Origin of the sequence: Azospirillum agricola (genome assembly GCF_020005195.1) — a bacterium.
Lineage (GTDB): Bacteria > Pseudomonadota > Alphaproteobacteria > Azospirillales > Azospirillaceae > Azospirillum > Azospirillum agricola.
This window is the reverse complement of the sequence record NZ_JAIFZR010000005.1, coordinates 508235-526070: the sequence shown is the minus strand read 5'-3', so window position 1 is coordinate 526070 and position 17836 is coordinate 508235. Positions and strand designations below refer to the sequence as shown.

Here is a 17836-nt window from a genome sequence, read left to right as displayed (position 1 = left end):
GAAAGAACGGTTCTTGGTTAGCGCCATTTCAGCAGGCGCCGCTCCAGCACCGACAGCACGGTGCCGATGGTCAGCCCCATCAGGGACAGCACCAGCACGCCGGCCAGCAGCGTGTCGGTCTGCATCAGGTTGCCGGCCATCAGCACGAAGGCGCCGATGCCGTATTCGGCGCCGATCATCTCGGCGGCGACCACCAGGATCAGCGCGATCGAGGCGGTGATGCGGAAGCCGGCCAGGATGCCCGGCAGCGCCCCCGGCAGCACGATGGAGCGCAGGATCGACCGCCAGGGCAGGCCGAAGCTCTGCGCCATGCGGATCAGGTTGCGCGGCACCGCGTCGATGGCGCTGTAGGTGGCGATCACGGTGGGGAAGAAGACGCCGAAGCCGATGGTGGCGAATTTCGACGGTTCGCCGATGCCGAACCACAGGATGAACAGCGGCAGCAGCGCGATCTTCGGGATCGGGAAGAAGGCCGACACCAGCGGCACGCCGACCGCGCGGGCCAGCGAGCCGATGCCCATGGCGAAGCCGACCAGCATCCCGCCCAGCGTGCCCAGCGTCCAGCCGACCCCGATGCGCATCAGCGACGCCTTCAGGTTCAGCCACAGCGAGCCGTCGGCGACCATGCCGGCCAGCGCCGCGCCGACCGCGCTCGGCGGCGGCAGGAACAGCGGGCTGGCGAGTCCGAGCCGGCTCGCCCCCTCCCAGACGCCGACGAGAATCGCGAAGGCGGCCAGCGCCGCCAGCGGGTGGCGCCGCACGGTGAAGCCGCCGCCGCGGAAGCGGACCGGCCGCGGGGCGGAGGGCGGGGTGTCCGGGGCGGCGAGCGGCAGGCTGTCAGGCACGGGCGATCTCCCGGTCGGCCATCTGGGCCTCCGCCTTCATCAGGTGCCACAGCCGGTCGCGCACCTCGGCGAGATGCGCCTGGGCGGAAGGCTCCTGCCGGCGCTCGCGCGGTTCCTCGACGGTGACGATCTCGCGGATGCGGCCGGGGCGGCGGCTTAGCACGGCGATGCGGTCGGCCAGCCGCAGCGCCTCGTCGAGATTGTGGGTGACGTAGAGCGCCGTCGTCCGCTCGCGCCGCCACAGGTCGAGGAAATCGTCCATCAGCAGCTCGCGGGTCTGGGCGTCGAGCGCCGACAGCGGTTCGTCCAGCAGCAGCACCGCCGGGCGCACGGCGAGCGCACGGGCGATGCCGACGCGCTGGCGCATGCCGCCGGACAGCTGCTTGGGCAGGGCCTTGCGGAACTCCCACAGCCCCATGCGGCGCAGGCCGGTCTCGACGCGCTGGCGCCGCTCGGTCTCGGGCAGGGGATGGTGCTCCAGCACCAGGGCGACGTTGTCCTCGACGCTGCGCCAGGGCAGCAGGGCGAAGTCCTGGAAGATGAAGGTGACCGGGTTCAGGCAGCCGTCGGGGACGGGCCCCTCCATCGTCACCCGGCCGGCCGTGGGGGCGACGATGCCGCCGGCGATGCCGAGAAGGGTGGATTTGCCGCAGCCGCTGGGGCCGATCACCGCCAGGATCTCGCCCTCGGCGAGGTCGAGGTCGATGCCCTCCAGGACCGTCAGATCCTCGTACCGGTGGGTCAGGTTGGAAACCAGAAGCCTCATCGCGCCCTTGTCGCACCCCGCTTATGCCGCACCCGCATGTGTCGCGCCCGGCACGCCGCAACGTGCCATTGCCCGCCGCGACGGGCGGAGGGCGGCACTCTGTCGCACGCGGGGGCGGCTGTCGAGTGTTCGTCCCTGGGGGGTGCCGTGCGCGGCGCGACCGGAGGAATTGGCGGAAAGCCGCCAGCGATCCGGAAAGGAGGCGGAGAGGCTGTGGGGTTCCGGACAGGAGCCGGACGCGATGGGGGGCTCAGGCGATGTCGCTGATGGCGGCCAGCGCCTGCGGCGCGTCGATCGTCTTGAGGGCGGCGGCGCAGTGCCGGACCGCCGTTTCGGCCACGGTGTGGCGGTCTTCGAGCCCGGCCTCGGCGATCTCGTCGGGCGCCATGGATTGCAGCAGAACCGAAAGGGTGCGGACGTAGGTCCGCAGCATGGCGACCTCCTCCGGGAAATCAGCGAGGCCGGTGCCGGCGACGGCGCGCAGGCCCCGCAGCTCGCTGTCGAGCGACAGCGCCGCCGATTCGATGACCTGGAACGCCCGGGTCAGCCGGACATGCTTCAGAACGATCACTTGGCCCATGGCCGTCACTCCCGCTCAAGGCCGGAAAGTGGCCGGCCCGCGACGGGGATGCTGTCGCGGCCGGCCCTAGTCCCCGGAGAGAAACATGCCGGCGGCGCAGCCACCGCAGGCCGTCGGCGGATCTCATGAAAGCAACGACCGTGCCAGACACCCGGAGACTGGTCGAATATCGGAATATGCCCTGAAAAGGGTGCGAAGTGATCCACAACCGGACGTTCCGGCATCCTTCACGACGCACGGCGCCGGAGACGAGCCGGGGAAACGGGGCGGATTGACCGTCATTTTGCGAATCGCCCGGCATTTTGCGACGAGCCGTCCGCAATTTCCATGCGCCGCGTCACCGCCCGCGCATCGACGGGTGCCAGCCGGTCGTCAGCCGCTCCAGCAGGGCGAGCCCGCCGTAGAAGCCGGAGCCGGTCAGCGCCGCCACCGCGATGGTCGCCCAGACGACGTCGAGATTCATCCGCGCCACCTCGGTGGAGATGCGGAATCCCATGCCGACCACCGGCGTCCCGAAGAATTCGGCGACGATGGCGCCGATCAGCGCCAGCGTCGAGTTGATCTTCAGGCCGTTGAACAGGAAGGGCAGGGCGTTGGGCAGCCGCAGCTTGACCAGGGTGCGGCCGTAGCCGGCGGCGTAGGAGCGCATCAGGTCGAGCTGGATGCGCTCCGCGCTTCCCAGCCCGGCCAGCGTGTTGATCAGCATCGGAAAGAAGGTCATGACGACGATGACCGCCGCCTTGGACGGCCAGTCGAAGCCGAACCACATCACCATGATCGGCGCGACGCCGACCACCGGGATGGCGCTGGCGAGGTTGCCGAGCGGCAGCAGGCCGCGCGCCAGGAACGGCACCCGGTCGGCGAGGATCGCCACCGCGAAGCCGGCGCCGCAGCCCATCAGGTAGCCGCGCACGACCGAGGTCAGCACCGTCTGGCGGAAACCGTCCCACAGCACCGGCGCGTTGGCGGCGAGCGCGGCGGCGATGCGGCTCGGCGTCGGTAGCAGGATGGCCGGCACGCCGAAGCCGCGCACCAGCACCTCCCAGCCGGCCAGGAGCCCCAGCCCGAAGAGGCCGGGCACCAGCACCGACCGCGTCCAGCCGGGAACGGCGGCCAGCGCCCCCAGCACCCGCCACAGCAGCAGAGTCGCCGCGACCAGGAACAGCCACAGCCCCCAGCCGGCCGACAGGTCGATTCCCCGGTCCAGCAGATGCATCGGCAGCAGCCACGCCAGCGCGACGGCGGCCAGTTCGACCCAGGCGCCTTTGCGCGGCGACGGCGCGGTGCGTCCGCCGATGACCGCCAGCACCGTGCCCGCCAGGAACAGCGGCGCCAGCGGCTCGGCGAACCAGCCGACGGCGGCGCCATCCCTCGCGCCCAGCGGCAGGGCGAGCGCCGCCAGCGTGATCGCGGCCAGCAGCACCAGCCCCCAGTCGGCGGCGGTGCGCAGCGAGGTGCCGTAGGCGTCGCTCATCGCGCGCCCCCACGGCCGAGCAGGGCCCGCTCGACGGCGCGGACCACGCCGATCAGCAGGACGGAGAGCAGCGAGGCCATGACCAGCGCGCTCCAGATCTGGGTGGTCTGGCCGTAGTAGGAACCGGACAGCAGCCGAGCCCCCAGCCCGGCCTGACCGCCGGTCGGCAACTCGCCGACGATGGCGCCGACGACGCTGACGGCGACCGACACCTTGAGGCTGGCGAACAGGAAGGGCAGCGAGGCCGGCAGCCGCAGCGACCAGAAGGTCCGCGGGCCCCCCGCCGAATAGGTCCGCATCAGGTCGAGCCACAGCGGGTCGGCGGCGCGCAGCCCCTTCACCATCCCCACCGTGATCGGGAAGAAGCAGAGATACATGCAGATCACCGCCTTGGGCAGCAGCCCGGTCAGGCCGAGGTTGCCGAGGATGACGACGATCATCGGCGCGATGGCGAGGATCGGGATGGTCTGCGAGGCGATCACCCAGGGCAGCAGGCTGAACTCCAGCGTCCGGGTGTGGACGATGCCGACGGCGAGCAGGGTGCCGAGCGCCAGCCCCATCGCCAGCCCGGCCAGCGCCGCCTCCGCCGTCACCCAGGCGTGGAACAGCAGGTTGCGCGGGCTGGTCGGGGGGTAGCCGGTCAGCGACGACCACAGCTCCATGGCCACCTGGTCCGGGGTGGGCAGGATCGGCCGCTTCATGGCGTAGGCCTGGGCCAGCAGTTCGCTCCAGCCCCAGGGCTTGCCGGCGCGGACCAGCGCCTCTTCCGCCTGCGGCGCGTTGAGCCAGAAGGCGCCCACGTACCAGACGGCGACCAGCAGCAGGGTCATCGCCGCGACGGGGGGGACGCGGATGGCCGGACGCTCAATCGTCATAGCTGTGGCCTTCCTTCAGCCCCTGGCGCACGCGGTGGGCGATGGCGGCGAAGGCCGGGGTCTCGCGGATGTCCAGCGTGCGCTCGCGCGGCAGGTCGCAGTCGATGACGTCGAGGATGCGGCCGGGGCGCGGGCTCATCACCACGATGCGGGTGGAGAGGAAGACCGCCTCGGCGATCGAATGGGTGACGAAGACGCAGGTCTTGCCGGTGTCCCGCCACAGTTGCGTCAAGTGCAGGTTCAGATGGTCGCGGGTGATCTCGTCGAGCGCGCCGAAGGGTTCGTCCATCAGCAGCAGGTCGGGCTGGAGGGCCAGGGCGCGGGCGATCGACACGCGCTGCTGCATGCCGCCGGAGAGCTGCCAGGGGAATTTCCGCTCGAAGCCGGACAGCCCGACGCGCTCCAGCTGCTCGCGGGCGCGGCTCCGCCGTTCGGCGGCGGGCAGTCCCATGATCTCCAGCGGCAGCATCACGTTGCGTTCGACCGTGCGCCACGGGTAGAGCGCCGGGGCCTGGAAGACGTAGCCGTAGAGCCGCTTCAGCCGCGCCTGTTCGGGCGTCATCCCCTCCACCGCGATGTGGCCGGCGGTCGGGCGTTCCAGGTCGGCGATGACCCGCAGCAGGGTGGTCTTGCCGCAGCCGCTCGGCCCGATCAGCGAGACGAAATCGCCCTTGGCGATCGTCAGGGCAACGTCGCTCAGCGCCGTCACCGGCCTGTCGGCGGTCGGGTAGACCAGCGACACGCCCCGCAACTCGACGATCGGCCGGCCGCCGGCCGCCGGGACCGCGGAGGGGGCAGCAGAGGGGGCCGGAGCGGGCTGGGGAGCGGGCATGGGGGCGGGCGCCCCGTCGGACGGGAGCGGCGGCGGCGTGGGCAAGGCTGGGCATCCTTCCGGCGCGGATCGCGTGTGGGCGGGGATGCGGTCACGCTAGCATCGACCCGGCGGCGAAGCCAGAGCCGCGGGGGCCGGGCGGCGGCGGCCGGAGGTGCGGGGCGGAAAAGGCTGGACGCCGCAGGGTTGCCCGCGCCAGGATCGGGCCATCATGCCCAGCGCCCACCCGTCCAAGTCCCCCCCGCCGCCGGTCGAGGTCTCGCGCGAGGAGACCGCCGGCGGGGCCGTTTTCGTGGCCACCCCGGCGACCAGCCCGCGCATCCGCACGCGCTACCTGCTGATCGCCGGACTGCTGGCGACCGGCTTCATCGCCGGGGCCGGGCTGGCGCCCGACTACATCGCCAACATGCTGCAATGGCTCGCGGTCTTCTGCGCCGCGCCGGTCCTGCTGCTGTGGGTGGTGATGCTGACCGAGGCGGTGCGGCGACGCGCGGTGCGGCTCGGCGTGACGCGGGTCGGGCTGACGGTGGACGGCGGGCGCATCTACCCGCACGAGACGATCCGCGACCTGACCCTCTATCCGCTGGTCGGCGGGCGGCCGCTGTTCGTCGCCTGGATCGAGCCCGGCCGCGAGCATGGGCACAAGGCGGAACTGGCGCTGGTCACCGGCGGCGTGGCGCCCAACGACGCCGTGAAGGAGGCGCTGCGGGCGGCGGGCGGGCGCGGCGTGCGGCTGGTGATGCACCGGCGCGACGGCCGGCCGGCCATCGTGCTGGTGCGCGGACTGACCCTGTCCAGCGGGGAGACGCTGCTGGCGGCCCTGGCGGCGGAGCTTCGCGCCCACAGCCGCTAGGGAGCCGGAACAAGCTGGAAATCAGCGGCGCGGGAGCGCCGGCGGCTCCGGCAGATCCTCCTCGAGGATCACGACATGCAGGGCGTAGGACACCTCGCCCTCGTCGATGTCGCGGTTCAGCGTGCCGAAGAACTCGCCGTCCAGCGTGACCTCGGCCGACTGGCCGGGCTTGGCCGGGGCCTCGATCATGATCTTGGGGTTGCCGAGCGTCTTGCGCAGATAGGCCTGGACGCGGGCGATTTCGGTGTCGGACATCCGGGCAGCGGCGGCGGTCGGCTTGGCGGGCGGCATGATGGGTCCTCAAAAGATCGGAGCGGAACGCGCGTGATATAGGCGGCTTTCCCGCAAAGGAAAAGCGCAACCTCGCCGCCTGCCCCTTTCGCGCGGGGTAGCGGTCCGCCGCGGGACGGCCTCGAAAGAACGTCGGATCCGGCTCCTCCGGAACGGCTATGCTCCCGCCTCGTTGTACTGGGTGGGAACGGGTGCCGAAGGGTGAAGACCGTGTGGAGAAGGCTGTTCGCCGGAATCGCCGGAGCGCTGCTGCTGGCCGCCGGCCCGGCGCTGGCGGCGCCGGAAAAGCGCGTGGCGCTGGTCCTGGGCAACGCCCGCTACGCGGCGGCCGGCGAGGTCGCCGGAGTCGGCGGCAACGCGGCGGCGATGGAGGCCGCGCTGCGCAAGGCAGGCTTCGCGGTGACGCGGGCCGACAACCTCGGCCGCGCCGCGCTGGAATCGGCGCTGGAGCGCTTCCGCGAGTCGCTGGCCGGGGCCGATCTGGGATTCGTCTATTACAGCGGGCTGGCGGTCGGCGTCGGCGAGCGCGAGTATCTGCTGCCGGTCGACGCCGCCCCCGCCATGGAGGGCGACCTGTCGCGCGAGGCGCTGGATCTCGACGGCGTTCTCGGCGATCTGCGCGCGGCCGGGCGCAAGACCGTCGTGGCCCTCGATCCGGCCGCGGACAACCCGCTGGCCGACCGGGTCGGCGGCGGTGCGCTCGGCGCCCCGCTGGAGGCCGACGGGCTGTTCGTGATCTACGCCCACCGGCCCGGCGTGCCGCCGGTCGCCGCCACGGGCCGGAAGGGGGTGGATCCCTTCACCGCCGCGCTGGCGCGCGAGATCGTCAAGCCCGGCGTTCCCCTGCGCGACGCGCTGGCCGAGGTCGCCCGCTCCGTTGCCACCCGCAGCGGCGGCCGGCAGTTGCCCTGGTTGCAGGACCGGCTGGGCGGCGACCTCGTGCTGGTGCCGGCGGTGGTCGCGGCGGCCAAGCCGCCGGTGAAGGCTCCGGCGAAGGAGCCGCCCGCGCCGGACGCGCCGCCGGCCCCTCCGGCCGCCCCTCCTCCGGCCGCCCTTCCTCCGGCCGCTGCGCCGGCCTCCCTGCCGCCCGGCCGCTACGAGGCGGTGCGCAGCGGCATGATGTTCGAGCGGCCGGCGGTGGGGGCGCGCGGCGTGGCGCCGCTGGCGCCGGGCGACGCGGTGACGGTGATCGGAGCGGTGCCGCAGGGAAGCTGGCTGCGGGTCCGCGACTCGGCGGGCCGCGCCGGCTACGTCACCGCCGGCACCCTGTCGGAGCGCTGGGGCGAGCCGCCGCCGCCGGTCGCGGCCCTGCCGCGCGGCGCCATCGAATCCGGGCCGTCCGAATCCGGGCCGCCGGCCGAGCCGTCTTCCGGGGCCGGCCCCTCGGTCGCCGCGCTGCCGCCGTCCGGCGCGTCGGATCCGCAGGGCGTGCCGGGCGACAGCCCGGCGATGGCGGCGGAGCAGCGGGCGATGCGGGCGCTGGGCAGCGCGCGGACGGCGGCGGAGCGGGCGCGCGCCGGCCGCGACGGCTACTGGACCCACCAGTTCCCCAACGGCGACCGCTACGAGGGGGAGTGGAGCCGGCAGGGAGGGGCCGGCGACTTCGGCCGCCCGACCCGGCAGGGCTTCGGCGTCTACCGCTTTACCAACGGCCAGTTCTATGAGGGGGAATGGGCGCGCGACGTGATGTCGGGCTATGGCATCATGACCTTCCTCGACGGCAGCCGATTCGCCGGGCGGTTCCGCGACGGCCAGCCCGACGGGCCGGGCGTCTTCCGTTACGGCGACGGCAGCCAGAGCGCCGGCCTGTGGCGTGGGCCGGTGAGGCTCGACGAGTGAGGCCGGACGAGTGAAGCGCCCCTGGCGGGGGTGGGATGCCTGCGGGACATCCCATGGGCGGTCCCATGGGATGTCCCGGCGCGCCTCCGCCGGTCAGCGCGGCTTCAGCGCCTCGACCACCTGGACATGGCCCTGCAACGCGCCCAGCGTCAGGGCCGAGTTGCCGTTGGTGTCCATGCGGTAGGGGTTGGCGCCACGGTCGAGCAGCAGCTTGGCCACCCGGTCATGCCCGTTGTTGGCGGCGTACATCAGCGCCGACCAGCCGTTCGCCGTCGTCCGGTCCACCGCCACACCGCGCTGGAGCAGGACCTGCGCCACGCCCACATGCCCGCGCGCCGCCGCCGCCATCAGGGCGGTCTTGCCGTCGTCGTTGGTGGCGTCGAGTTCGGCGCCGCCGTCGGCCAGCGCCCCCACCACGCTCTCGTAGCCGCCCCAGGCGGCGTACATGACGGCGGTGGCGCCGTCGGAGGTCCGCAGGCCGGTGTTGGCGTGGCGTTCCAGCAGGATGCGGACCGCGTCGGTCAGCCCCTGTTCGGCGGCGATCATCAGCAGGGTCTTGCCGTTGTCGAGGCGCGTGTCCGGCGCGGTGCCGGATTGCAGGCTGCGGCTCAGCTCGGTCGGGTTGCGCAGCAGGGCGAGCACCGACTCGCGGCTGTTCAGGCCGGGGGTGACGGTCGCCGGGGCGGGAGCGGCCGGACCCAGGCTGCGCCGCTCGCCCGCCGCCTTGACCCGCTCGCGCAGGTCGGGATTCTCGGGCGAGACCATCAGCGCGCGCTCGTAGAAGCGGCGGGCCTCGTTCCAGTCGCCCTCGCGCTCCGCCGCCATCGCCCAGCGGCGGTAGGTGTCCTCCATGGTGGCGACCAGTTCCGCCGCCTCGGGCGCGTGGGGTGCCACGAGGCGCAGGCGCTGGACCGTCTCGTAGGCGTTGTCGCCGGGCGGCGTGGTCAGGCGCTTCCCGGCGAGCTGGCGGCGGGCCTGATCGACCAGGGCGCGCGTGCGCTGCGTCAGGACGGCCTCGCTCTCGAAGGGCGGCTGAACGGCCGGAGCGCTGGCGGCGTGCGACGGTTCCTCCAGCGGCGGCAGGGCCGCGGTGCCGGGCGGGGCCTCGCTGGTCGCCGGCGGCGGCGCCAGGACGGCGGGCGGGGATGCCGGCATGAAGGGCGGCGCGGCCGGGGTGTTGGCCGGTGGCGGCAGGGCCGCGGTCTGGATCGACGAAACCGGCGGCTGCGCGGCCGGCGGCGTGTGGTCCGCGATCGACAGGGCGGTCGGCGTGGTGGGCGGCGCCGTGGCCGGCATGCCTGGCGGCTGCGGGGTGCCCGGCGACGGCGGCCGGGCGGCGGGCGTCTCCGCCTGCGCGGTGCGCGGCGCGCCCAGAGCGAGGGCGTCGCCTTCCTGGCTGCCGCCCGTCGCCCCCTGGCCCGTCGCCCGATGGCCCGTCGGCCCCTGGCCGGGCAGTCCCTGGAGATTCCGCTCGACGAAGGAGCGGGCGTCGCTCCAGCCGCGCTCCAGGCCCGCCCTGGCGGAATCGGGGAGGATGCCGGGCACGCTGGTCAGCACGGCCGCTCCGGCGGCGGCGAGCAGCACCAGGGTGGTCAGCGCCGCTCCGGCGTAGAGCGCGGCGCGGCGCGGCGGGCGATGCGCCTCCGGGTGGAGGATGTCGGGATTGTCCGGCGGGCCGGGCATCACCGTGGCGCCGGTGGCGGCCTCCCCTTCGGCCCCACGGCCGCTCCAGTCGAACCCGCCGTTCCAGTCGTTGGCGGGCTGATGGCCGGCGGACTGGTGGGGGGCTGGCTGGTGGGAGGGGCGGGCGCGGCGCGGCGGTTCGGGCGGTGCCGGTTCCGGGGCGGCCAGGATCGGCGCCGACGTGACCGCCTTCGGCTTGGCGGCGGCTTTGGCCGCGGCCGGCTTGGGCGCGGCGCCGTCGGCGGCCGACACCGCCATCGGCGTGACGGAGGGGGCGGCGCCCGGCGCCATCCGGTAGATGACGCCCAGTTCCCGCAGTGAATCGGCCAGTCCGGCGCGGGTCAGCGCACGCTCCAGGTCGGGCGTGCCGCAGAGCAGGACCTGGAGGAAGCGCCCTGCCGCCGTCTCCGACCGGGTCAGCTCGACCAGATCGGCCAGCACCGGCGGGGCCAGCAGGCTGGCGTCCTCCACCGCCAGCAGGCCGGAGCCGGCCAGATCCAGCCGTTCCTCCAGCGCGCCGATCAGCGTGTCGAAATCGGGTTCGCCGCCGTCGCCGGTGTCAGGCAGGGCGCCCTCGCCCGCGGCCAGGATCAGCTCCTCGACGTCGGCGCCCACCGTCGCGGTGACCGGCAGCGCCATGGCGCCGTCCGAATCGACATGCTCCACCAGTTGACGGTAGACGGCGGTCCGGCCCGATCCGGCCTCGCCCACCAGCACCAGCAGGCGCTTGCGGGCGAGGAAGGCGAGGACGAGCCCGTCGCGGATCTCCGACGCGCCGCGATCCGCCGGGGATGAGGGATTCGGGGTGTGTTTCGGGGCAGAACGGTCCATGGGCATCGCACACGCCGATCAATGAGAGGGACGCTGCCTTGACTCTAGTGATGCGCGCGGCGCGGCCGGACGGAGCAAAGGGCGGTGGGCCTCTCTCTTCTGGGGTGGGCTCCCTCCATCGGGTGGCGCGTTCGGGGATTGGCCGGCCGGAGAGGGGGCGGTATAGGGTTGCCCAGAAAGAGGCGGCCCACCGGCACGGCCCCACACGGACCGGCCCCCATGCGAATCGGACCCCATGCGAATCGGAATCGACCTCGGCGGAACCAAGATCGCCGCCATCGCCCTGGATGCGGGCGGGGCCGAACGGGCGCGCCACCGCCGGCCGACTCCACGCGACTATGACGGGACGCTCGCGGCCCTCGCCGAGACGGTGGCGGCGCTGGGACCCCAAGCCGGCGTCGCCGGCGTCGGCATCAGCCTGCCGGGCATCGTCGATCCGGCGGCGGGGCGGGTGCGCGCCGCCAACCTGCCCTGGCTCGACGGCCGGCCCTTCGCCGACGACGCGGCGCGGGCGCTCGGCCGGCCGGTGCGGATCGCCAACGACGGCAATTGTTTCGCCCTGTCCGAGGCGGTCGACGGCGCCGCGGCGGGCGCGGCGGTGGTGTTCGGGATCATCCTCGGCACCGGGGTCGGCGGCGGCATCGTCGTCGACGGCCGCATCCTGCCCGGCGCCAACGCCATGGCCGGGGAATGGGGGCACAACCCGCTGCCCTGGCGGACGGAAACCGACGGGCCGCCGGTTCCCTGCGGCTGCGGCCGGCAGGGCTGCACCGAAACCATGCTGTGCGGCGCCGGCCTGACCCGCCTGCACGCGTGGCGGACCGGCGGGACGCTGGCGCCGCCGGACATCGCGGCGCGCGCGCAGTCCGGCGATCCGGCGGCGGCGGCCACGCTGGCGGTCCACGCCGACGCGCTGGCCCGCGCGCTGGCGCCGGTGCTGAACCTGCTCGACCCCGACGCGGTTGTCGTCGGTGGCGGGCTGTCCGCGCTGCCGGGCCTGTGCGACACGGTGCGGGAGCGCTGGGGGCGCTGGACTCTCGCCGCCGCGCCGCGCACCCGTCTGGCGGTCGCGCGCCATGGCGGGGAAAGCGGCATGCGCGGCGCCGCCTGGCTGTGGCCGGCGTGACGGTCGCGGTCGGCTTTCCGGCGGAACACTTTGTTTTGAAAGCGTTCATGCGCATGGCGCGGGTCTTGCTTCCGCTTCCGGCGGATGGAACGGGAGCGAGCCCATGATGCGGAAGAAACTGGAAACACGAGGCGTGGCGGCCCGGATCTCTTTGCATTTTGCAAACCGGAACGCAACGAAGGCTGATGACGCCGAAAGGCGTTTGCATTTTGCAAACAGAAGGGAGGCCGGGCGTGGCCTGGAGCAGGCCTGCGCCAGCCTTCAGGATGCGGCGGAGGAGTTGGAAACGGTTCTCGCGCGGCTGCGGAGGCCGGACGAGCAGGCCGACCTGCACGAGGCCATCGGGGCGATCATGGAGACGATGCAGTTGATCACCGCGACGCACGCGCGTCTGGTGCCGGCCGCCGCGGCGGAATGAGCGGGCGCTCCCAGGAATCCATATCGCGGGCGCAGGCCCCGGATGCGCGAAAGGGCGGCTTCGGAGATCGAAGCCGCCCTTTCGCGTTGCACGGTTCGCGATGAACCGCAAGCCGGGTCAGTCGGTGATGGTCTGCCAGAAGAAGAACACGACGGCCAGAACCATGATGGCGATGTCCATGGGGGAAACTCCTGGAATCGGGGTGGGGGCGAGGTTCGGCCGTTTCTATACGACAGATCGCGGGGCGGGGGCAGGGCTTCCGTGCGCCTGCGGCCTTTTTTCTCCCCTCGCGGGATAAGGACGGTGCGTGTACGAAATTTTTTCCGCGACGGTCTGCGGCGCCATGGGCGCCGATCCTATGCGGTCGTCAGACCGGCGGTTTTCCACCCCGCTTGTCCGGAGCGTCGGTGGCGGACTGAAAAGGGTAGGAGATCAACGGTTTGTTCGATATCCAAAGCGTTGCGGCGCCGTATGGCCGGCGGCGGCGGCGCGACGGGGTGACAAGCCGTCTGACAAGTTGCGCGGATTCGCGAGAAAGGACCCCAGCCTTATGACTTTTGTGAGGGGTTGCGCTCCCCCCAGGCTTTCTGGCAGAAAAAAGGCCGCTGAACACAGCGGCCTTGGAGTTTAGGGAGGAAACGCCCAAGAAGGGCGAAGCAGCAATCGCTTGCTGCACTGCAAAAATAACAAAACCACGGGGGCCCGCAACCCCAAAGCAACGGCCCCTCGCAGGGGCCGAAGTTTTTGGGGGGTTTCTGTTGCCGATCCGCCACAAGATGCCCGCTGCGACCCGGAGAATGCCGTGGATTTGGGCAGTTCCGCCGGACCTTCCCGGTGTTTCCCGGACATGGCCGGCGCGTGACGCGGCCTGTTCGCGGGCCTGACGGCCCGTCCGGCAACGGCACGAGCCTTCCGGCAACGGCATGAGGATGATCCCTTGCAATCAGCCCCCCCGTCCGCGCTCGCGGAGTTCGACGCGTTCCTCGCGGTTCTGGGCGACCGACGCCCGGCCCTCTTCCTCGATTACGACGGCACGCTGGCGCCGATCGCGCCACGGCCCGAACTGGCGGTGTTCGACGGGGAGGCCCGCGCGGTGGTGCGGCGGCTGTCGGCGCTCTGCACGGTCGCCTTTGTCAGCGGCCGCGATCTCGACGATCTCGCCGCGATGGTCGGGGTGGAAGGGCTGGTCTATGCCGGCAGCCACGGCTTCGACATCCGTGGGCCGGAGCTGCGCACCCAGGTGGGGCTGGAGTATCTGCCCGACCTCGACGCGGCGGAGAGCGGGTTGCGCTCCCGGCTGGGCGAGACGCTCGCCGCCGGCGTGCTGATCGAGCGCAAGCGTTTCGCCATCGCCATCCACACCCGTCAGGCCGATCCGGCGGTCAAGCCACGGGTGGCCGACACGGTGCGGGCACTGGCGGCCGAACGGCCGCGCCTGCGCGTCACCGGCGGCAAGGAGCTGCTGGAGCTGCGGCCGAACCTGCCCTGGGACAAGGGGCGGGCGGTGCTGGCGCTGCTCGACGCGCTGGGGCTGCGCGAGGCCGGCACGCTGCCCCTCTATCTCGGCGACGACGAGACCGACGAGGACGCCTTCCGGGCGCTGGCCGGTTTCGGGCTGGGCATCCGCGTGATGGACCCGCCGGCGCCCACCGCCGCGACCTGGAGCCTGCGCGATCCGGCGGAGGCCGCCGCCTTCCTCGGGCGGCTGGCCGACCGGCTGGCGAAGGGGTGAGCGGCCCGCCGCGACCGGCATTCAGGAAGAATTCACGAAGGCGGCGTTAGGCTCGAGCCAGCGCCGCCGCGAAAGCCCGCCATCATGGACATCGGTTCCACCACCACCGCGCCCTCGCTCCTCCAGCCGCAGGCGACCGCGCTCGGCGGCTTGCAGGACGCGCAGGCGCGCGTCGCCGACGCGTCGGAGCAGCTGGCGGCGGGCAACCTCGATCCGGCGGTGATCGTCGACGTGACCTCGGCGCAGATCGATTTCGCCGCCAACGCCAAGGTGCTGGAAACCACCCAGGAAAACACCAGGCGGCTGCTCGACATGCTGGCCTGACGGCAGACTCTCCAGGTCACAGCGCCAGATAGGCCCGCCGCGCCGCTTCGTCGGCCATCAGCTCCGCCATCGTGCCGGTCCAGCGGACGCGGCCCTTCTCGATGACGCTGGCGCGGTCGGCGACGGCGGCGGCGAAGGACAGGTTCTGCTCCGACACCAGCACCGACAGCCCCTCCACCTTCAGGCGGCGCACCGCCTCGGCCATCTGGCGGACGATGATCGGCGCCAGCCCTTCCGACGGCTCGTCGAGCAGCAGCAGCGACGGGTTGCCCATCAGCGTGCGGGCCAGCGTCAGCATCTGCTGCTCGCCGCCGCTCATCCGCGTGCCGCGCCGGCCGCGCATCTCCGCCAAATTGGGGAAGAGGGCGAAGAGACGCTCGGGCGTCCAGGCCGGAGCGCCGGGGCGGGGCGGCTGGCGGCCGACCTCCAGATTCTCCTCGACCGTCAGGTCGGCGAAGATGCGCCGATCCTCCGGCACATAGCCGACGCCGAGCCTGGCGATGCGGTGCGGGGGCAGGGTGGCGATGGCGCGGCCCTCGAAGGCGACCCGGCCGGCGCGCTGCCCGACCAAGCCCATGACCGCCTTCAGGGTGGTGGTCTTGCCGGCGCCGTTGCGGCCCATCAGGGCGACGACCTCGCCGCGCCCGACGGTGAGGTCGACGCCGGTCAGGATGTGGGCGCGGCCGTACCACGCCTCCAACCCGGCGACCTCGAGAAGGGGGGCGGTGGGCCGGGTAGCGCTCATGCCTCGTCTCCGAGATAGACGGACTGCACGCGGGCGTCGGCGCGCACCGACTCCGGGGAGCCCTCGGCGATCGGCCGGCCACGGTCGAGCACCAGCACGCGGGTGGCGTGGCCGAACACCACGTCCATGTCATGCTCGGTAAACAGCACGGCGAGGCCGCGCTCGCGCACCAGCGACGCGGTCAGCGCCATCAGCTCCAGCCGCTCGAACGGCGCCATGCCGGCGGTCGGCTCGTCCATCAGCAGGATCTTCGGGTCGCTCGCCAGCGCCATCGCCAGCTCCACCCGCTTCAGGTCGCCGTAGGCCAGAACGCCGCAGGGGCGGTCGGCCTGGGCGTCCATGCCGACGCGGGTGAGCAGGGCCAGTGCCTCGTCGCGGAAGCAGGCCGACGCCGGGCGCCACAGGCCGAACAGCCGGCGCGCCCGCGACAGGAGGACCATCTGCACATTCTCCGCCACCGTCATCGAGGCGAAGGTGGCGGTGATCTGGAAGGTACGCCCGACGCCCAGCGCCCAGATGCGGCGCGGCGGCAACCCGACCAGCTCGGCGCCGTCGAGCCGGACCGATCCCGCGTCGGGGCGCAACTGGCCGTTCAGCAGGTTGAAGCAGGTGCTCTTGCCGGCGCCGTTCGGGCCGATCAGCGCCAGCAGGTCGCCCGATTCGAGCGTGAAGGACACGCCGCTCAGCGCCCGGACCCCGCCGAAGGAGCGGTGGAGGTCGCGCACCTCCAGGCGATTCGCCGCGCTCACGTCCGCCTCCGCCGGTCGGCCAGGACATCCGCCAGGAAGCCGACGATGCCCTTGGGGAACAGCAGCACCAGCGCGACGATGACAAGGCCGAGCGCCAGCCGCCACAGCTCGGTCATCCGCATCACCTCGGACTCCAGCAGGTGGAAGACCGCCGCCCCGGCCAGCGGGCCGGCGACGGTCTGGATGCCGCCCATCAGCACCATCACCAGCGCGTCGACCGACACCGGCACCGCCATCAGGGTGGGGAAGACGCTGCCCTTGGAAAAGGCGTAGAGCCCGCCGGCCAGCCCGGCCGCCGAGCCGGCCAGCGCGAAGGCCAGCCACTGGTGCCGCCGGACGTCGATACCCACCGATTCGGCGCGCAGGGCCGAGTCGCGGCCGGCGCGCAGGGCGTAGCCGAAGGGAGCGAAGGCGGCGCGGCGCAGCAGCGCCAGCGCCCCGGCGCAGAGCCCCAGCGTCAGCCAATAATAGGCAGCCTTGCCGGCGGCCCAGGGCGGCGGCCAGACGCCGACGATGCCGTTGTCGCCGCCGGTGAAGCCGTACCATTGGAAGGTGACCGACCAGACGATCTGGGCGAAGGCCAGCGTCAGCATGGCGAAATACAGCCCCGACCGCCGCACGCAGAACCAGCCGGCGATGAGCGCCCCGGCCCCGGCGACGAGCGGTGCCGCCGCCAGCGCCAGCGGCATCGGCGCGCCCAGATGCTTGACCAGCAGCGCGGCGCCGTAGGCCCCCAGCCCGAACCAGGCGGCGTGGCCGAAGGAGACCAGCCCGCCCAGCCCGATGAGCAGATGCAGGCTCGCCGCCAGCAGGGCGAGGATGACCATCTCGGTCAGCACGATCAGCGCGTAGTCGCCGGCGGCCAGCGGCGCCAGCGCCAGCGCGGCGAGCAGCAGCGCGGCGCCCCAGCCGGCGCCGCGCCCGGCGGTCAGCGGCGGCGCCAGGGCGGCGGAGGCGGTCGGCGGGGTTTCCTCCGCCCGGCCCATCAGCCCGTGCGGGCGCAGCACCAGCACCACCGCCATGAACAGGAAGACCAGCACCAGCGTGATCTGCGGGAAGACCAGGATGCCGAAGGCCTGCAACTGGCCGATCAGCAGCGAGGCGAGGAAGGCGCCGGTCAGGCTGCCCATGCCGCCGACCACGACGACGACGAAGGCCTCGACGACGATGGCCATGTCCATGTGCAGGTTGACCGCCTCGCGCGGGACCTGGAGCGCGCCGCCCAGCCCGGCCAGCGCCGAGCCGAGGAACAGCACGCCGGTGAACAGCCGCGCCGGGTCGACGCCCAGCGCCGAGGCCATGTCGCGGTCCTGGGTGGCGGCGCGGACCAGCGTGCCCCAGCGGGTGCGGTTGAACAGCAGCCAGAGCAGCCCCAGCACCAGCGGTCCCAGCCCGATCAGCATCAGGTCGTAGAGCGGGAAGGGCTGGCCGAGGATCTCGACCGATCCCTTCAACCCTGGCGCCCGCCGGCCCAGCAGATCCTCGGAGCCCCAGATCCAGGAGGCGGCGTCCTGCAACACCAGGACGACTCCGAAGGTGCCGAGAAGCTGGAACAGCTCCGGCGAGCGGTAGAGCCGCCGCAGCAGCGCGACCTCCATCAGGGCGCCCAGCGCGCCGGCCCCCAGCGCCGCCGCCGCGACGCTGGCCCAGAAGCCGCCCACGCCGGTCCCGAACCGCTCGACCAGCGACCAGCCGAGATAGGCGCCGAGCATGTAGAAGGAGCCGTGCGCGAAATTGACGATCCGCGTCACCCCGAAGACGATGGTCAGCCCCGACGACACCAGGAACAGGGTCGCGGCGGTGGCGAGGCCGCTCAGGGCCTGGACGAGCAGGAAGGACATGGAGGCTCCCGGGGGAGGATGGGCCGGCCGCT

The 17836-nt window shown here is 72.9% G+C and carries 17 protein-coding genes; 6 read left to right on the top strand and 11 right to left on the bottom strand.

All coding sequences use genetic code 11. From position 1 onward, the window contains the following. Window positions 1–17: 17 nt before the first annotated feature. From JN22_RS17450 to JN22_RS17425, 6 genes are all read right to left on the bottom strand, one after another. Window positions 18–845 carry an ABC transporter permease gene (locus tag JN22_RS17450; protein ID WP_085555167.1) on the bottom strand — a complete coding sequence of 276 codons (828 nt, stop codon included), beginning with the start codon at window positions 843–845 and terminating at the stop codon, window positions 18–20. After that, window positions 838–1611, bottom strand: coding sequence for an ABC transporter ATP-binding protein (locus JN22_RS17445; protein WP_085555166.1), 774 nt, complete (start codon window positions 1609–1611; stop codon window positions 838–840). Before JN22_RS17445 ends, JN22_RS17450 begins: the two co-directional genes overlap by 8 nt. 250 nt (window positions 1612–1861) lie before the next feature. Continuing rightward, window positions 1862–2191 (bottom strand): hypothetical protein, encoded by a 330-nt coding sequence (locus JN22_RS17440; protein ID WP_085555165.1) that lies wholly within the window; start codon window positions 2189–2191, stop codon window positions 1862–1864. Window positions 2192–2528: 337 nt separating this feature from the next. After that, window positions 2529–3665 carry an ABC transporter permease gene (locus JN22_RS17435; RefSeq protein ID WP_085555164.1) on the bottom strand — a complete coding sequence of 379 codons (1137 nt, stop codon included), beginning with the start codon at window positions 3663–3665 and terminating at the stop codon, window positions 2529–2531. Continuing rightward, a complete protein-coding gene (locus JN22_RS17430) occupies window positions 3662–4540 on the bottom strand; it encodes an ABC transporter permease (RefSeq protein ID WP_085555163.1) in 879 nt (292 codons plus the stop codon). The genes JN22_RS17435 and JN22_RS17430 overlap by 4 nt, the downstream gene beginning before the upstream one ends. After that, window positions 4530–5372 carry an ABC transporter ATP-binding protein gene (locus tag JN22_RS17425; RefSeq protein ID WP_085555162.1) on the bottom strand — a complete coding sequence of 281 codons (843 nt, stop codon included), beginning with the start codon at window positions 5370–5372 and terminating at the stop codon, window positions 4530–4532. Before JN22_RS17425 ends, JN22_RS17430 begins: the two co-directional genes overlap by 11 nt. A gap of 211 nt (window positions 5373–5583) precedes the next feature. Here JN22_RS17425 and JN22_RS17420 point away from each other — a divergent pair, with 211 nt between their 5' ends. After that, a complete protein-coding gene (locus tag JN22_RS17420; protein ID WP_085555161.1) occupies window positions 5584–6225 on the top strand; it encodes a hypothetical protein in 642 nt (213 codons plus the stop codon). 21 nt (window positions 6226–6246) lie between these two features. Here JN22_RS17420 and JN22_RS17415 read toward each other — a convergent pair whose 3' ends face one another. Next, the gene (locus JN22_RS17415; RefSeq protein ID WP_085555160.1) at window positions 6247–6516 is read right to left on the bottom strand and encodes a DUF3126 family protein; all 270 of its coding nucleotides are present in this window, start codon (window positions 6514–6516) and stop codon (window positions 6247–6249) included. A 201-nt stretch (window positions 6517–6717) separates the two neighbouring features. On the opposite strand from JN22_RS17415, the gene JN22_RS17410 reads away from it, so the two are divergent. Continuing rightward, window positions 6718–8355 carry a caspase family protein gene (locus JN22_RS17410; RefSeq protein WP_223677771.1) on the top strand — a complete coding sequence of 546 codons (1638 nt, stop codon included), beginning with the start codon at window positions 6718–6720 and terminating at the stop codon, window positions 8353–8355. 93 nt (window positions 8356–8448) lie between these two features. Here JN22_RS17410 and JN22_RS17405 read toward each other — a convergent pair whose 3' ends face one another. Next, window positions 8449–10869, bottom strand: coding sequence for an ankyrin repeat domain-containing protein (locus JN22_RS17405; protein ID WP_223677770.1), 2421 nt, complete (start codon window positions 10867–10869; stop codon window positions 8449–8451). Between the two features lie 235 nt (window positions 10870–11104). Here JN22_RS17405 and JN22_RS17400 point away from each other — a divergent pair, with 235 nt between their 5' ends. The 4 genes from JN22_RS17400 (at window position 11105) to JN22_RS17385 (ending at window position 14469) form a co-directional block, all read left to right on the top strand. Then, a complete protein-coding gene (locus JN22_RS17400; RefSeq protein ID WP_085555157.1) occupies window positions 11105–11995 on the top strand; it encodes an ROK family protein in 891 nt (296 codons plus the stop codon). A gap of 103 nt (window positions 11996–12098) precedes the next feature. After that, the gene (locus JN22_RS17395; protein WP_085555156.1) at window positions 12099–12413 is read left to right on the top strand and encodes a hypothetical protein; all 315 of its coding nucleotides are present in this window, start codon (window positions 12099–12101) and stop codon (window positions 12411–12413) included. A gap of 937 nt (window positions 12414–13350) precedes the next feature. Further along, window positions 13351–14145 (top strand): trehalose-phosphatase, encoded by a 795-nt coding sequence (gene otsB, locus JN22_RS17390; RefSeq protein ID WP_085555155.1) that lies wholly within the window; start codon window positions 13351–13353, stop codon window positions 14143–14145. A gap of 84 nt (window positions 14146–14229) precedes the next feature. Beyond that, window positions 14230–14469 (top strand): hypothetical protein, encoded by a 240-nt coding sequence (locus JN22_RS17385; protein ID WP_085555154.1) that lies wholly within the window; start codon window positions 14230–14232, stop codon window positions 14467–14469. Window positions 14470–14485: 16 nt separating this feature from the next. On the opposite strand, the gene JN22_RS17380 is transcribed toward JN22_RS17385, so the two are convergent. The 3 genes from JN22_RS17380 to JN22_RS17370 are packed head-to-tail and all read right to left on the bottom strand — an operon-like array spanning window position 14486 to window position 17804. Next, window positions 14486–15214, bottom strand: a complete 729-nt coding sequence (locus JN22_RS17380) for an ABC transporter ATP-binding protein (protein ID WP_085555153.1) — start codon at window positions 15212–15214, stop codon at window positions 14486–14488. Continuing rightward, complete coding sequence (locus JN22_RS17375) at window positions 15211–15963, bottom strand: ABC transporter ATP-binding protein (protein ID WP_085555152.1); 753 nt, start codon at window positions 15961–15963, stop codon at window positions 15211–15213. Before JN22_RS17375 ends, JN22_RS17380 begins: the two co-directional genes overlap by 4 nt. Further along, the gene (locus tag JN22_RS17370) at window positions 15960–17804 is read right to left on the bottom strand and encodes an ABC transporter permease (protein WP_085555151.1); all 1845 of its coding nucleotides are present in this window, start codon (window positions 17802–17804) and stop codon (window positions 15960–15962) included. The genes JN22_RS17375 and JN22_RS17370 overlap by 4 nt, the downstream gene beginning before the upstream one ends. Window positions 17805–17836: the final 32 nt, after the last annotated feature.

Bases quoted from the DNA above. Each gene is read 5' to 3' on its own strand.
- JN22_RS17445 (WP_085555166.1), bottom strand. From the start codon at position 1,611: ATGAGGCTTCTGGTTTCCAACCTGACCCACCGGTACGAGGATCTGACG.
- JN22_RS17440 (WP_085555165.1), bottom strand. From the start codon at position 2,191: ATGGGCCAAGTGATCGTTCTGAAGCATGTCCGGCTGACCCGGGCGTTC.
- JN22_RS17435 (WP_085555164.1), bottom strand. From the start codon at position 3,665: ATGAGCGACGCCTACGGCACCTCGCTGCGCACCGCCGCCGACTGGGGG.
- JN22_RS17430 (WP_085555163.1), bottom strand. From the start codon at position 4,540: ATGACGATTGAGCGTCCGGCCATCCGCGTCCCCCCCGTCGCGGCGATG.
- JN22_RS17425 (WP_085555162.1), bottom strand. From the start codon at position 5,372: ATGCCCGCTCCCCAGCCCGCTCCGGCCCCCTCTGCTGCCCCCTCCGCG.
- JN22_RS17420 (WP_085555161.1), top strand. From the start codon at position 5,584: ATGCCCAGCGCCCACCCGTCCAAGTCCCCCCCGCCGCCGGTCGAGGTC.
- JN22_RS17415 (WP_085555160.1), bottom strand. From the start codon at position 6,516: ATGCCGCCCGCCAAGCCGACCGCCGCCGCTGCCCGGATGTCCGACACC.
- JN22_RS17405 (WP_223677770.1), bottom strand. From the start codon at position 10,869: ATGGACCGTTCTGCCCCGAAACACACCCCGAATCCCTCATCCCCGGCG.
- JN22_RS17400 (WP_085555157.1), top strand. From the start codon at position 11,105: ATGCGAATCGGAATCGACCTCGGCGGAACCAAGATCGCCGCCATCGCC.
- JN22_RS17395 (WP_085555156.1), top strand. From the start codon at position 12,099: ATGATGCGGAAGAAACTGGAAACACGAGGCGTGGCGGCCCGGATCTCT.
- JN22_RS17385 (WP_085555154.1), top strand. From the start codon at position 14,230: ATGGACATCGGTTCCACCACCACCGCGCCCTCGCTCCTCCAGCCGCAG.
- JN22_RS17380 (WP_085555153.1), bottom strand. From the start codon at position 15,214: ATGAGCGCTACCCGGCCCACCGCCCCCCTTCTCGAGGTCGCCGGGTTG.
- JN22_RS17370 (WP_085555151.1), bottom strand. From the start codon at position 17,804: ATGTCCTTCCTGCTCGTCCAGGCCCTGAGCGGCCTCGCCACCGCCGCG.